Annotated in this window: 11 protein-coding genes; 10 read left to right on the top strand and 1 reads right to left on the bottom strand. The window is 39.6% G+C overall.

Annotation, left to right across the window (positions count from 1 at the left end; translation table 11 throughout):
* Positions 1-67: 67 nt before the first annotated feature.
* The 3 genes from BCY91_RS02785 (at position 68) to BCY91_RS02795 (ending at position 2,480) form a co-directional block, all read left to right on the top strand.
* Entirely contained in the window at positions 68-1,258 is a 1,191-nt protein-coding gene (locus BCY91_RS02785) for a DEAD/DEAH box helicase (RefSeq protein ID WP_120180509.1), read from the top strand.
* Positions 1,259-1,351: 93 nt separating this feature from the next.
* A complete protein-coding gene (locus BCY91_RS02790; protein WP_120180510.1) occupies positions 1,352-1,528 on the top strand; it encodes a histone H1 in 177 nt (58 codons plus the stop codon).
* A gap of 76 nt (positions 1,529-1,604) precedes the next feature.
* A complete protein-coding gene (locus tag BCY91_RS02795) occupies positions 1,605-2,480 on the top strand; it encodes a glycosyltransferase family 2 protein (protein ID WP_120180511.1) in 876 nt (291 codons plus the stop codon).
* Here BCY91_RS02795 and BCY91_RS02800 read toward each other — a convergent pair.
* Positions 2,468-4,357, bottom strand: coding sequence for a RecQ family ATP-dependent DNA helicase (locus BCY91_RS02800; RefSeq protein ID WP_120180512.1), 1,890 nt, complete (start codon positions 4,355-4,357; stop codon positions 2,468-2,470). The two genes, BCY91_RS02795 and BCY91_RS02800, sit on opposite strands and share 13 nt — an antisense overlap.
* A gap of 157 nt (positions 4,358-4,514) precedes the next feature.
* Here BCY91_RS02800 and BCY91_RS02805 point away from each other — a divergent pair, with 157 nt between their 5' ends.
* From BCY91_RS02805 to BCY91_RS02840, 7 genes are all read left to right on the top strand, one after another.
* Complete coding sequence (locus tag BCY91_RS02805; protein ID WP_120180574.1) at positions 4,515-7,733, top strand: amidohydrolase family protein; 3,219 nt, start codon at positions 4,515-4,517, stop codon at positions 7,731-7,733.
* A gap of 95 nt (positions 7,734-7,828) precedes the next feature.
* Positions 7,829-7,993, top strand: a complete 165-nt coding sequence (locus tag BCY91_RS17510) for a hypothetical protein (RefSeq protein ID WP_182995289.1) — start codon at positions 7,829-7,831, stop codon at positions 7,991-7,993.
* Positions 7,994-8,314: 321 nt separating this feature from the next.
* Positions 8,315-9,358, top strand: a complete 1,044-nt coding sequence (locus BCY91_RS02810) for a tyrosine-type recombinase/integrase (protein WP_120180513.1) — start codon at positions 8,315-8,317, stop codon at positions 9,356-9,358.
* Between the two features lie 1,261 nt (positions 9,359-10,619).
* Positions 10,620-12,776 carry a cation:proton antiporter gene (locus BCY91_RS02815; RefSeq protein ID WP_120180514.1) on the top strand — a complete coding sequence of 719 codons (2,157 nt, stop codon included), beginning with the start codon at positions 10,620-10,622 and terminating at the stop codon, positions 12,774-12,776.
* Positions 12,769-13,242: a hypothetical protein gene (locus BCY91_RS02820; RefSeq protein ID WP_120180515.1), complete on the top strand. Its 474-nt coding sequence runs from the start codon at positions 12,769-12,771 to the stop codon at positions 13,240-13,242. The genes BCY91_RS02815 and BCY91_RS02820 overlap by 8 nt, the downstream gene beginning before the upstream one ends.
* A 317-nt stretch (positions 13,243-13,559) precedes the next feature.
* Positions 13,560-14,189 (top strand): class I SAM-dependent methyltransferase, encoded by a 630-nt coding sequence (locus tag BCY91_RS02830; protein WP_120180517.1) that lies wholly within the window; start codon positions 13,560-13,562, stop codon positions 14,187-14,189.
* 1,248 nt (positions 14,190-15,437) lie between these two features.
* Positions 15,438-15,881: a GIY-YIG nuclease family protein gene (locus BCY91_RS02840; protein WP_120180519.1), complete on the top strand. Its 444-nt coding sequence runs from the start codon at positions 15,438-15,440 to the stop codon at positions 15,879-15,881.
* Positions 15,882-16,050 lie beyond the last annotated feature (169 nt).

A 16,050-nucleotide genomic window follows, 5' to 3' on the forward strand; every position in this document is an offset into this window, starting at 1 on the left:
AATCTTTTCCTTTACCAAAATCTTTCGCTCACAACAAAAGCATCTATACGTAAAAGCGTAATAATTTATGTCACTTTTAGAACAAACAAAGCTGAGCAAGCAGTTACAATCAGCAATGATACGTAACGGCTACACCGGCGCTACAGAACTGCAGCAAATTTTATGGCCCAGGCTACACGGCGGGCAAGATATAGTTGCCCTTGGGCCCGAAGGTTGCGGAAAAACAACCACCGCTGTGCTGGCTGCCCTTAACAAAATTAAATATACCGAAGAAATTGCGCCTCAGATTTTGTATCTGGTGCCAGACATAGAAAGCGGGGAAGCGGTTATAGATCTTTTCCATCAGTTTAATTACCGCCACGGGCTAAGGATTTTAGGTGTTTTTGCAGATGGCAGCAGTTTGGACCAGCAAGTTCTTGAGCTTACAGATGGTGTGGATGTTGTAGTGGCCACGCCAGACCGTGCCCGGGCGGTTTACTTAAAACTAGGCTTAAACCTTAACAAAATTTCTTTTTTTGTAATTGATGATGTTGAAGAAATTGTAAAAAAAGGATTAACGCTACCTACCTCGGAGCTGGCGCGTGGTATTAAAAAATCTCAGTTTTTAGTTTGCTCTACCGTTTTGCACGATAGGATTGAAAACCTGTTTGAGCAGTTTATGCCCTTGGCCAATATTATTGAAGTTGAAGATTTAGGCGAAAATGAGCTAAACACCACAGAACAGCTTCTGTACCATGTGCCCAATTTTGGAACAAAGCTTTATTTGGCGCATTTGTTAATGGCGGATGCAGAAGTTTTTGAAAAAGTACTCATTTTCACCAACAGCCAATATACCGCACAAACTGTTTTCAATAATTTAAGTAAAGATTATGATGATGCCGTTAAGCTGTTACAGGCAACAGAAACTGGGGGAACTATGGCAGAACAGCTGAATAGTTTTAAGCTTTCACCAAAACAACGAGCGCTTATTATCGCGAATGAAACTGTGGAAGACGTGGATGTTTCTACCTTTCCGAGCATTATCCATTTTGACATCCCAGAACAGGAAGAAACTTATTTACAAAGAGTTACAATTTTAAATGCGCAACAACAAGAACAGCTCTCTATTATTTTTTGTACAGATTTGGAGCTAAGCCAAATAAAAAAACTGGAACAAGCCCAAGGCAAAAAAATGCAATTGATGGAGCTTCCGGAAGATTTATATATCGTAAAAGATAAGCCTAAAGCCAGTGAAGGCAATGATGAACGTAAAAAATAGATGACAAATTCTTTTTAAAGTACTTGCATATTATGATAAAAATTAAATATCTTCGTTTTTAACGAACAATTAATCATCAAATAAATATTCAAAATGGACAAATTTAACGAGTTAAAAGCACTTATCAACAGTGCAGAGGCTGACGCAACAGCGTTCTTCGAAAAAGGTAACAAAGCTGCAGGTACCAGATTACGTAATGCAATGCAACAAACTAAAGTTTTAGCGCAAGACATCCGTAACGAAGTTACCGCTAAGAAAAACGCAGGATAATATCAACCAATAATATCCTAATGAAACGAAAGCCTGACTTTTTTAAAGTTAGGTTTTTTTGTTTAGGGCCAATTATATGCTAAGCATTTGCATTCCCCATTATAATTTTCCAAATCCGCAGTTGTTTGCCAGTTTATTAGCGCAATGCCAAAGCGCCGGCCTAGCTTTTGAAATTTTAATAGCCGACGATGGCTCCGAAAATAACAAAAAGCGATACCTAAGCGACTTAAACAACCAATATTTTCGCATTTTTTTATTAGAGCATAACCACGGCAGAAGCTTTACGCGCAACTTCTTAGCCGAAAAAGCAATGTTTCCAACGTTATTGTTTTCGGATGGTGACGCCGAAATTATCTCGGATGATTTTATCAAAATTTATTTAACCGCAAAACAAGCCGACATAGTTGCCGGAGGAAGAATTTACGGTGCAAAGCCCACCTCAAAAGATTATTTATTGCATTGGCGCTACGGAACTCAAATTGAGCAAAATGCCAACGCCCAATTTCAGTCTAACAACTTTATCATCAAAAAGGATCTTTTTAAAACCGTAAAATTTGATGAAAATATAAAGACTTACGGCTATGAAGACGTACTATTCGGATTAGAAGCTCAAAAACAAGGCTTTAAAATTCAGCAAATCAACAATCCGGTGAAGCACTTACAATTAAAAACGAATCAACAGTTTTTAGACGATACAGACGAGGCCTTACAAACTTTAGCAAAACTAATTTATAACCAAGGGGAATTTAAGCTTGCAACAGAAGTCAGATTAAGCGCAAAGTATTGCTGGTTGAAAAATCGCGGTGTAACGCCGTTTTTTAATATAGGCACCCATTTAATATTGGCTAATCTGCGCAAAGCACTGTTAAAAAACCCTGAAAGCCCGTTGTGGATACTGGCGCTGTATAAATTATATCGCTTCCATGCACTAGCAGAAAGCTATAAAGAATAATGCAGATTTTCTTTTTGAATGGCACCCGCATCTAAGAGGGTACGGATAAGCGCAATTTTATCTTTTTCGCCACCATGTTTGATATTGCTCAACAGCGTTTTTAAATCTGCCGGCCCATTTTTTAAAAAAGCAATCAGTTCATCGTGCATCAACTGCTCCAGATTTTGTTGTTGGGCACGTCTTTCGGCTAAGCAAACATCGCAAACGCCACATTTTTTGGGGTTTTCTTCATCAAAATAGTTTAGAAGTTGCACATTTCGACAGATTTCACGCTCGGCAAAAGCCAGCATAGCCGTCATTTTATGAAGGTAATTTTGCTTACGCTCTTCCAGATATTTATGGTTAACCATCAGATTTTCTGTTGGGATGCGCGCTTTTAAAAAGGTGAGCAAAGGCTGGTTGGTTTGCGCCTGGTAGCTAATTACACCTAAACTGTCCAGCTCTTCCAAAACCTCCACAACTGTTTTTTTTGCCATCCGGTTACGGTTCGCTAAATCAGCCTCTTTGATATTCACAAACTGATCAAAAGCACCGCCATAACTTCGCAGTACCGACTTTATAAAGCTATCAAACCTAAAATTTTCTACCTGAAAACGATATAAATCCTCCCCTCCTATTAAAAACTTGAGGCGCGATAGCATCAACGCATTTTCGTTGAGCGCGAAATACTCATCATGCTCTAAAAATTTAATGGCGCTGATCGCCGTAATGGCATCCAAGTTAAACTGCGTACAAAAATCGGCTAAATTAAATTCGTAGGTGGTATCCTCGCCTGCCTCAAACGGTATTTGCAGATAATTGCAGATAAAATGATAAATCTTTTTAATGTCAGCCGCTGGCGGAAAATTCTGCTCAAACCGTTTCTCAAAGCTTAAACGATCACGCTTTTGGTACAATAAAACCGCATAAGCCTTTTGTTCATCGCGCCCTGCCCTTCCGGCTTCCTGATAATAAGCTTCCAAACTCTCCGGCAGTTCGTAATGGACTACAAAACGCACATTTGGCTTATCAATGCCCATCCCAAACGCGTTTGTAGCCACCATTACCCGCACTTGGTCTTTTAGCCAGGCTTCTTGTTTGGCGGCGCGCTCATCCAAACCTAAACCGGCATGATAATATTGCGCAGCAATCTTATTCTGGTTCAGATATTTAGCCAGTTCCACGGTGTCTTTTCGGGTGCGTACATACAAAATTCCGCTTCCTTTAACACCATTACAAACATCTAATAACTTTTGGAGCTTATTTTCTTGGTTAATTACGGCGTAACTCAGGTTCTTGCGCTCAAAACTTTTCTTAAAAACTGCAGCCTTTTTAAAATTCAGCTTTTCGATGATATCCGCCTGCACCCGCGCCGTAGCAGATGCCGTTAAAGCTAAAACAGGCACCTCGGGATGTAAATCTCTAAAATCGGTAATGTGCAAATAGGGAGGGCGAAAATCATAGCCCCATTGCGAAATACAATGCGCCTCATCTACAGCTAACAAATTCACTTTCATGTACTTCACGCGCTCGCGCACCAAAGGTGATAATAGCCTCTCGGGCGATAAATACAAGAACTTCACATCGCCATACACACAATTATCCAAAGCAATGTCAATTTCTCTTTTGCCCATCCCAGAAACAATCGCGATAGCATTTATACCTCTATTGCGCAAGTTTTCTACCTGATCTTTCATCAGTGCTATAAGCGGAGAAATAACAATGCAGATACCCTCTTTAGCCATAGCCGGCACCTGGAAGCAGATAGATTTACCGCCTCCGGTGGGCAATAAAGCGAGTGTATCGGCACCGGAAAGTACCGAATTAATGATTTCTGACTGTAAAGGCCTAAAATCATCATAACCCCAGAACTGCTTTAGTATTGCTTTTGTAGCCATGTTGAAACCCAACAAAGAAACAAATATTTAAATATTGCGTTGCTATATGGCTCGTATTTTGTGGAAAATGGGCTTTTTAGCAGGCATCCTGTGGCTTCGGAGCCTGTTTAAGCCAGCTAAATTTTTATTTTTTAACTTGCGAGTTCTTTTAATCTTGATGATGAAACAAATTACAGCTCTTGTTTTTTTATTTTTTTTGATTAACCAATCTGGCCATGCACAAGACAGATGGAATGTAGAAAAACCCGCCGGGCCTAGCAAAAGCATCAGTTTTAACACCACAGAAGGCACTTTTATGAATTTGGACGTAAGTCCGGACGGCAAAACGATAGTTTTTGATTTGTTGGGCGACATTTATAAAATGCCAATTAAAGGCGGAAAGGCGACCCTGCTTTCTGGCGGGATGGCTTACGAAGTGCAACCGCGCTTTTCGCCGGATGGCAAATACATTTCTTACACCAGCGACAAAGACGGCGCAAACAATATTTGGGTGATGAACGCCGATGGCAATAACCAAAGGCAAGTTACCAAAGAACGTTTCCGTTTGTTAAATAATGCCGTGTGGACACGCGACGGTAAGTATATCATCGCCAGAAAACATTTTAGCTCGCAAAAAGCTGTAAACGGAGGTGAGTTGTGGATGTACCACATATCTGGCGGTTTTGACGGCGTGCAACTGAGCAAAAGAAAAAATGACCAGCAAGATTTAGGCGAGCCTTGGGTTAGCCCGGACGGATCTGTTTATTACAGCGAAAATTTAATCCCGAATCCCGTTTTCCAGTACAATAGAGACCCAAACGGAGAAATTTATGCGATAAAAAAACTAGACTTAAACACGGGCGATATTGAAAAAGTTGCCGGTGGCTCGGGCGGTGCTGCGCGTCCGCAGGTTTCGCCAGACGGCTCGCAAATTGCCTTTGTTAAACGCGACCGGTTAAACACCGTTTTGTATTTGCAAGACTTACAAACCGGCGAAGAAAAACCGCTGTACACCGATTTGTCTAAAGACCAGCAAGAAACGGATGCCGTTTTTGGCGTTTACCCCAACTTTAATTGGTTACCAGATAACAGAACCATTGTGTTTTACGCCAAAGGGAAAATTATGAAGGTGGACGCGATTACGCTTGAGGTGGGCGAAATACCGTTTTCTGCAGATGTAAAACAAAGCATTTCGGAGGCCTTACATTTTGAACAACCTGTTTTTAAAAACGAGTTCGACGTAAAAATGATCCGCCAGCTAGCCACATCGCCGGACGGCAAAAAGGTAGTTTTTAATGCGGCAGGTTATCTTTACCTAAAAGAACTTCCGGACGGTAAACCAGAGCGTTTGACCGAAGGAACAGACTGGGAGTTTGAACCCAATTTTAGTCCCGACGGAAAATCGGTAGTGTTTGTGAGCTGGAACGACGAGCTGCGCGGTGCTGTAATGAAGTTTGATTTTAAGGGAAAAAAGCTAAACCCTGTAACAAGCGAGCGCGGCATTTACCACAGTCCGCGGTTTAACCGTAAAGGCGACCTTATTGTGTACAGCAAAGGCGCGGGCAACGGTAATTTAGGTTACTCGTACGGCAAACACCCGGGCATTTACACTATAGCACCCGAAAAAGGCACGGCAAAATTAGTCATCAAACATGGCTTTAAGCCGATGTTTAGCGCCAATGATGATCGGATTTATTTTCAATCGCAACTAAACGGGAAAAAAGCATTTAACAGTTGCGATTTAAACGGACGTGATGTAAAAACGCATTATACATCTGTTTACGCCACTGACTTTATTCCAAGTCCGGATGGTAGATGGATGGCTTTTAATGAGCTGTACAATGTTTACCTTACCCCTATCATCAGCGCTGGCAGTGCCTTAGATTTATCATCAGAAAATAAAACTTTACCACTTAAAAAGCTGACCAAAGATGCCGGAACCGATATTCACTGGAGTGCCGACAGTAAGATTATCCATTGGACCATGGGGTCCGAATATTTTTCGAAACCGATAAATGACGCTTTTAATTTTATTGATGAGGAAGATTCAAAAAAGAAAAACGCACAGGTGGACACCAACGGCATCAGTTTAGGTTTGGTGCTGGCAAGTGATAAACCCCTAGGTCGCATTGTTTTAAAAGGAGCAAGAATTATCACCATGGAAGGCGATGAAGTGATAGACAAGGGCACCATCATCATCAATGAAAACAAAATTGAAACCATTGGAACCGAAAGCAGCGTTGAAATACCGGAAGATGCTAAAGTTTACGAGCTAAACGGGAAAACCATTATGCCCGGAATTGTAGATGTTAACGCGTATTTACCAACTAGCAGCAATGGTATCTCGCCTCAGCAAGACTGGCCCTACTTTGCCAATTTGGCTTATGGCGTAACTACCGTGCATGACCCATCTGCACAAACAGAAATGGTATTTAGTCAGGCCGAAATGATTAAAGGCGGATTAATGACCGGCCCACGGCTGTACGCTACCGGTCGCGTTTTTTACGGCGCCGAAAGTGATAACAACAACTCGATAAGCACATTAGACGATTTGCGCTCGCATTTACGGCGTTTAAAAGCGGTGGGTGCTTTTTCGGTGAAACCTCATAGCCAAAACCGCCGAGATCAAAGACAACAGGTGGTTATGGCGGCGCGCGAATTAAACATGGAAGTGCTGCCCGAAGGCGGAACCAACCTTTACACCAATCTGAGCATGATAGCAGATGGTTATACCGGTATTGAGCGCAACCTGCCTGCATACCCTATTTATAAAGATGTGACTTCAGTTTGGAACGGCAGCAAAACCTCCTACACCCCGTCGTTAATTATTGCCTACGGAACGCAATGGGGCGAAAATTATTGGTACGATAGGACTAATGTTTGGGAAAACGAGCGTCTTTTGAGCTATATGCCTAAAGCAATTGTGGACGAGCGCAGCAGAAGACGTACCACATCTGAATACGGCGATTATGGCCATATTGATATTGCGAGAAGCGTAAACCAGCTGGCAAAAGGTGGTACAAAAATTAATTTGGGAAGCCATGGGCAATTACAGGGTTTAGGGGCACATTGGGAACTGTGGATGCTGGCACAGGGCGGCATGAAACCGATTGACTGTTTAAAAGCGGCCACCATTAACGGAGCTGCCTATTTGGGTATGGATAAAGAAATAGGTTCATTAAAAAAAGGTAAGCTGGCCGATTTAATCGTTTTAAACGGCAACCCGCTTAACGACATCAGAAACTCGGAAAAAGTGATTTATACCATGGTCAACGGACGTTTATACGACGCTTCTACCATGAACGAAATTGGAAACCATGAGCAGTCGCGCAATAAATTTTGGTGGCAGTTTAGCAAATCAGAAAACTACATCATTCCGGAAGGAGAGATAAATTAGCATCAATAAAAAGCGAATCCAAGACCTCAGATTTTATCTGGGGTCTTTTTTGTTTAGGATTTTGGGCTCGGCAAAAACGCGCGTTTCAGGGATGTTTGGTTGCAGCAGAATTTGGCCGGCAACAAAAAAGCAAGAACATTCGACATCCTAAAACATGGAATTGTGGTGTTGAAGGTGCGGCAGAAAAAGTATTTTTGTTTGTTACGCCTGCGGGAAATCTTTTAGCGCAAACCGAAGCCGTGCGAGCGGTTGTGCTTTAACGAACTTTTTGCAACAATCGGCGGTTTGCTCAGGGCAGTGCAAGCTTTAATATTTCTGCAAAAGATTTCCGGGCTTCACTTCCAAAACTCGGAAGGCCGGGCTTGTCACGTGGCACACTACCTCGTTGCGTCACCTCTCTCATGCTAAGTGATGCGTTTCGTTGTCACTTTTGAATTTTTAATTTTCACTTTTTAACATTACAACGCAGCGGTATTTCGTTTTAAATAAATATATTTACAAACTATCGCTTATATCGCTAAATAAACATTAAATTGATAGCTATACTTATAGGTATTTGAATAATGAACTTAGATTGAGCTATGCAGTACCGCGCTGAAATTATCGAGCATAAAAAACAGAAGAGGATAGCCGTATGGTATGCTAATGACCCAAGGTTAATATCGAGATTTAGAAAACTGGATGATGCCAAATGGAGCGCTAGCCTTGGCGTTTGGCACGTGCCAGACAATGTTGCCAACCGTTTAAGGTTTAAACTCCGGTTAGACGAGGCGAATACCGTTGGAATGGATAAAATTGCTGAAATTGAAGCTTTTAAACGTTATCTAAACACCAAAAGATACAGTGCAAATACGGTTAAGACCTACTCGGAAGCTTTGTATGTTTTTTTGATGTTTTTTAACCATAAGGAAGTGGCGAAAATCAACAATGAGGATGTGGTGAATTTTTACAGCACTTATATTCTAGAAAAACAGCTGTCAACCTCGTTTCAGAATCAGATTATCAATGCCATTAAGTTATATTTTAAAACGATTAAAGAAACTTCCGTAAACGTAGATAAGATTTACCGGCCGAAGAGAGAAAAACTGCTGCCCAATGTTTTGAGCAAAGCGGAGGTTAAAAAGATTTTGATGGCCCACGGCAACATTAAACACAAAACGATGCTAAGCCTGATTTATAGTTGTGGGCTGCGGCGGAGCGAATTGCTGAATTTGAAACCTAGGGATATAGACTCGAAACGGAACTTAGTGATTATCAGACAAAGTAAAGGTAAAAAAGACCGGGTTGCGCCACTTTCTGCGGGTGTTTTGGAATTGCTGAGGTTATATTACCGCAGTTACAAACCAGAGTTTTTTTTATTTGAAGGCAGAGATGCTGGAACTAAGTACGATGAACGCTCGTTGGCCCAAGTGCTGAAGCAAGCGGTAGAAAAAGCCGGAATCGCGAAGCCGGTTAGCCTGCACTGGTTGAGGCACAGTTACGCTACTCATTTATTGGAAAGCGGGACAGATTTACGATATATCCAGGAGATATTAGGGCATAAAAGCAGCAAGACCACGGAGATATATACGCATGTGAGTACCAAAAGCTTACAAAATGTAAAAAGCCCGTTTGATGACTTATGAATTTAGTTAAATTTAAAAAAAATATGACGACAAGAAACCCCCACAAGCCAACCGTATTTGAAGTGCTATCGGGGGTTTTATTGCACATATATATAAGTTATAGGCAAATGTTCCCCGAACGAAATGCATCAGTTAACGAAAGTTTCTCCAATGCAAACTGACAATTTGAACTGACCGAAAGCATTTGAGGAATCGAACAAAAAAACCGAACTAAAACAAAATTGAACCGAACAAACCGAACGAACGAATAGAATTTCAAAGCTTTTAAAAACAAGTTTCAGACCGACACGCCCGACCGAACTGCTCAATTGAACGGCATTTCCAATCGGTTTCCAGCCGACCAAAAAGCTTAGCCGAACGAACTGTTTTTTCGGTTTTTAAGGACAAATCGGAAAGGAAAAACTACTTTTATTAAGACCGAACTGAACCGAAACAAACTTGAATATTATATGGAAAAAACACATCTGCCTATAACCACAGGTTTGCAAAATTGCGGGCGAAGTGCTTGCACTTTCTTTTGCCGTTTTTTATTTAATTTGGTTCGGGCTGACAGAGGTTCTGCAGGTAAAACCGCAATTTCTCAAACCTGCAAACCGTTAGGTGTAAGTGTTCCCCGAACTAAATGCGTTAGTTAACGAAAGTTTCTCCAATGCAAACGGACAAATTTGAACTGACCGAAAGCATTTAAGGAATCAAACAAAAAAACCGAACTAAAACAAAATTGAACCGGCGGACCGAATAAACGAAACAGAAATTACAGCTTTTAAAAACAAGTTTCAGACCGACCAAAACGCCCGACCTAACTGCTCAATTGAACGGCATTTCCAATCGGTTTCCAGCCGACCAATACGCTTAACGACCGGATTTTTTTCGGTTTTTAAGGCCAAATTGAAAAAAACTGAAGTATTTTTAGAAGCCGACCGAACCGAAAACTAAAAAGCGTGAACAGAATATGGGAAAAACACACCTACACCTAACCACAGGTTTGCAAAATTGCGGGGCGAAGTGCTTGCACTTTCTTTTGCCGTTTTTTATTTAATTTGGTGCGGGCTGACAGAGGTTCTGCAAGTAAAACCGCAATTTCTCAAACCTGCAAAACGTTATCGGTCAGTGTAAAAAGCCGACCGCACATTCAAGCACATTTGGTTTTTGCCGACACACAAATCCAAAGCGAAAACCAAAAGAGCTTGAATTTTTGCCACCGCACAAAATAAATAGAGTAATTTAGAACAGAAAAAATAAACTATTAAAGAGACAATAAATGACAGATTTTTTTAAACACTTAATACACGAATTTGAATTACCATTGGGAAACCCCGTGCTAATATTTTCATTGATTTTATTTATCATTCTGCTATCACCCATTCTGCTGAAAAGATTAAATATTCCCGGAATTATAGGATTAATAATAGCAGGAGTGGTTATTGGCCCGCATGGTTTTAACATCCTTGCGAAAAATTCTGCGGTTGACCTCTTTTCAACTATTGGCCTTCTTTACATCATGTTCATTGCAGGACTTGAGCTCGACATGAACGAATTCAAATCGAACCGAAAAAAGAGCCTTTTGTTTGGATTTTTTACGTTTATTATTCCATTAGGAATAGGTTTTCCCGTTTGCTTTTATTTACTCGGATATGATTTCAATGCGAGTTTTCTTACTGCAAGCATGTTTGCGACACATACACTTGTCGCCTATCCCATTGTGAGTAAATTAGGAGTTTCAAAAAATCAAGCTGTTGCCATAACAGTAGGCGGAACAATTTTAACAGATACAGCAGTTCTTATTATTTTGGCTGTAATCATGGGAAACAGCAAAGGAAATCTGAACTCAGAATTTTGGATAAGGTTAAGTGTTTCATTAGCCATTTTCTCGGCAATTATGTTTCTCATAATTCCAAGAATCGCAAAATGGTTTTTTCGAAAACTCGAAAGCGAAAAACACTCTCACTATATTTTCGTTCTTGCGGTAGTGTTCTTTGCAGCATTTTTGGCAGAAATAGCAGGAGTTGAAGCAATAATAGGAGCTTTCGTTGCTGGTTTAGCATTAAACAAACTCATTCCACATTCCTCTGCATTGATGAATCGTATAGAATTTATTGGAAATTCCTTATTCATTCCATTTTTTCTTATTAGCGTTGGAATGTTGGTTGATGTAAGCGTAATTTTAAGTGGCCCTATGGCTCTTATTGTAGCAGGAACGCTGACGGTTGTAGCTTTATTTGGAAAATGGTTTGCCGCATTATTTACGCAACTTATATTCAAGTATTCTACAGCACAACGACAACTTATTTTCGGATTGAGCAGTGCCCACGCTGCTGCAACGCTTGCAGTAATTTTAGTGGGGTATAAAGCTGAAATATTGGACGAGAACATTCTGAACGGAACCATTATACTTATTTTAATAACATGTATAGTTGCATCATTTGCTACTGAAAAAGCTGCTAAAAAAATTGTAATTGAATCTGAAGACGATACAGAAGGTCTTGCAAAATTGAATGGTATTCATAATGAACACATTCTTTTGCCTATTGCAAACGTTTCAAGCATAGAAAAGCTTCTTGAGTTTGCGATTTTTATTAAGGAAAAGAAATCTGCAAATCCTGTCTCAATCCTTTCGGTTGTATCCAATAATAAGGAAGCTGAAATTAATATACTGAAAGCAAGAAATAAATTGGAAGAATTTGTAAGACAAGCTTCTGCCTCCGAAACAAAAGTAAATATCATAACAACTATTGACCACAATCCAGCAAGTGGGATAGCCAGAATTTCAAGAGAAATAATGGCTGATATTATCGTCCTTGGATGGCCTCAACGCTCGGGTTTCATAGATAAATTTTTTGACGAAAAAATGGATACTATATTGAGTAATACGGACAAGACCACTTTTATCTGCCATTTGGAACAACCTTTGGTTCTCCACAAAAGAATTGTCATTGCTGCACCTCCGTTGACAGAGCACGAAAATGGGTTTGATTTATGGTTAAACAAAATTGCAATACTTGCTCAGGAATTAACCATTCCAATTGTATTGTATTGCAATGAGGCAACTGAAAAAGCGGTTGAAAAAACATTCAAAAAATTCAAACTTACGGCATCAATCAAAGTAAACCCATTCACTGATTGGGAAGATTTTCTCGTATTTTCAAGGCACATTCATGCGGATGATTTATTCGTTTTGGTTTCTGCCCGAAAAGGTGCAACTTCCTACATGGGAGTATTAGAGAATCTTCCTACTAAACTTGAAAAACACTTTACAGCTAATAGCAGGTTCGTAATTTATCCCCAACAATATACTGATAATTTTAGTAGTGAGAAATATGATGACTTTTCCGCAGAACCGCTAAACAAGGGGATAGAAGCCGTTCAGAAAATTGGTAAGGGCATAGGTTCATTTTTTAAAAATAAAGATAATGAGTAATTTATTTGAAGAACATCAATATCAACGCAGACTGTTACCATGGCTTTTGGTTGCAGCAATTTGGACTGCATCCATTTCCCATATTTATAAAAATGGAATTTCAACCGAACACAAAATGTATGATATTCTAATTTTACTTATTCTTCCTTTGACTATTAACCTGTTGCTCTTATTTTTTAGACTTTCAATTAAAATTGACAAAAAATATTTTAAGTTCAAAATGTTTCCGTTTCATTGGCACTTCAGAAAAATAAGGCTTAACGAAATAAGTAATGCGACTGTTAAGGAATATAACACAGACAGAACATTTCATGGTTGGGGTATGGGAATTCCGTGGAACAAAAATTATCAATCCTACACAGTAAAAGGTTATAAAGGTGTTGAAATTTCATTGAGTAACGGGAAGAAAATATTTATTGGAACTCAACAGCCTGAATCTCTGATTGAGAGCCTAAACATAAAATAAAATATGCCTACGCTTTACAGCCACACACATTGCCAAGTCGCACCAGCCAACACGCGAACCAAAACTTGGCAAAGAGTGTGTCTGCCCAACCGCACGACCAAAACGACCGAAAAATCAGCGGACGAAAAAGAACACCGAACCGATAACACGGGTTTGGCAAAAGTGGCGGTTCAGTACTCCGCAGACACATTTGTGGTTAATCAAACATTTGTTCTCCGCATCAACTTTTGTGGTAAAAATCGCCACCTTCGCCAAGCCCGAAACCGTTATGCCTCACCCTAAAAGACGACATCGAAACATAAAAACGACATAGAAAAATGGAAAACTTTGACCGCAAAAAACATTGGGAAAATATCTATCAGACAAAAGAACTGAAAGAAGTTAGTTGGTTTCAACCGACACCAGAAACCTCTTTGGACTTCTTTAAACAATTCAACGTGCCGACAACTGCAAAAGTGATTGACATTGGCGGTGGCGACAGTTTTTTGGTTGACCATTTACTCGACTTGGGTTATCAAGACATTTCAGTTCTCGACATTTCAGCGGCTGCCATTGACAGAGCTAAACAACGACTTGGGGACAAAGCAAAAAATGTAAAATGGATAGTTGCAGACGCAGCGACTTTTAAACCAACAGAGAAATATGACTTTTGGCACGACCGAGCGGCATTTCATTTTTTGACAGACGAACAAGAAATTTCTAACTACTTGGAAACTGCTGAACAAAATATAAACTCGACAGGTGTTTTGGTAATCGGGACATTTTCGGAACAAGGACCAAAAAAATGTAGTGGAATAGAAATCAAACAATATTCAGAAACGACAATGACTGACCGACTGAAAAAGTTTTTTGAGAAAATCAAATGTATTACGGTTGACCACAAGACACCGTTCGACACTATTCAGAACTTTGTTTTTTGCAGTTTCAGAAAATTACAAACGGCTTGACACGACACGAGAAAATAGAAGGGCGAAGGCATAACAGCACCTACACGCAAGCAGGGGTTTCGTGCTTCGTAGGACAGGAAAGTGCTGAATTTAAAGTTTGGTTCTTCATAGGAAGTTCAGTGGTTAAAATCCCTGCCTGCGTGTAGCTGCAAACCGTTATGGGTAAATGTTCCCCGAACGAAACGCATCAGGTAATGAAAATTTCGTTATTTAAACCGTAAGATTATAAAAATTTAAAACAATCAAATATCAAATCATCAATCGAGAGATTATAACCTAACAAGAATGCTCAACGCTGACAAGATTACTTTAATTTCACTTTTCGTGTTGTCATTTGTGGTTAATCTCGCCTTAATAGATAGTTACATAATCCCCAAAAAAAATGAAAGTGATAAAATTGTCGCTTACTCTGCAATTGAACAGAATACAGCTTTTAGGTTTGGACAGCCGACCAAAACATATTTAGGATTTCGCTTTTTTACTAAGAAGTCTTACAAATTTTCTCTTGAACAAACTTTTATAGAAAATCCTGAAATCACAATCAGCACTAGTAGAATTTTTAGAAATGTGACAAATGTTTATAACCAAAACGGAAACTATTCAGAGCAGTTAATCTCAGGGATGAACGGAATTAATCTATATGTTTTTCTTATACTATCAATCTCATCCATTGTAAGTATTTTAGTTTTAACCTTAAATGGAAACATCAGTAATACTACGTTTAGTAGTATAGTTACGTTTCATTTATTTATGATATTTATAGCTACGGTAATTTACTTTATGGTTTGAACATGGTACAATTACACACAACCTTATTAAAAACAAGTTTCAGACCGACCTAAATGCTCAACTTAACTGCTCATTTGAACGACAATTTTAATTTGGGTTTTAGCCGACCGAAATGCTTAACCGACCGAATTTTTTTCGGTTTTTAAAAACACATTGAAAGGATAAGAAACTGAACTATTTGTAAATACTGACCGAACTGAACCAAAACAAACGTGAATATAATATGGAAAAAAACACATCTACCCATAACCACAGGTTTGCAAAATTGCGGGCGCGGTGCTTGCACTTTCTTCATCACTTTTCACTAAATTCCCTGCGGGCTGACAGAGGTTCTGCAAGTAAAACCGCAATTTCGCAAACCTGCCAACCGTTATAGCCAATGGTGGGACAACCGTGCAACTAAGACTAGACCGACTTGAAATTTAAACATTAAAACAAAACCAATCCATTTTACCCGATATGCGAAAAACACAAGAACTTTTAGCTGAATTGGAGAAATATGAAAACAAAGGGAGATTTCAATTTCGCATCAATGATGTATTAAGTTTGGTTTGTAATATTCCTATACGAAAGGATTATAGTGGTTTGTATGCTTTCTATTCGGAAAATAAGGAACTCGTCTATGTTGGTATTTCTGGCAGAGAAGGTTCAGAGGGAAATATTATCCATAGAAAGGATGGGCTGAGAGGAAGATTTTTAACTGGTAAACAATTTGGACAAAGAAGAAGTATTTCACTTCCTATTCAAATGAAGCTAGATGGAATTTCAACTCTCGAAATTCACTGGTTTGTTACTTGTGGTGACAATGCAAAGGACATTCCTCGACCGATTGAAAAAGCTATAATCGAAATGTTTAAATTGGAAAATAATGGAAAACGACCTAAGTGGAATAAAAGAGATTAAACTAAAACCCTGACGATTGTTTACAAGTCGAACGACAGGAACCACTGGCTATAACACGGGTTTTGCGTCAGGCGGGGTGATGTGCAAACTTGGAGCTTTGTGCTTCTATTTGAGTTCAGTGTTGGTTGACAGTTTTGTGCTCCGAAACCCGCCCGAACGCAAAGCCCGA

Source organism: Pelobium manganitolerans, assembly GCF_003609575.1.
GTDB lineage: Bacteria > Bacteroidota > Bacteroidia > Sphingobacteriales > Sphingobacteriaceae > Pseudopedobacter > Pseudopedobacter manganitolerans.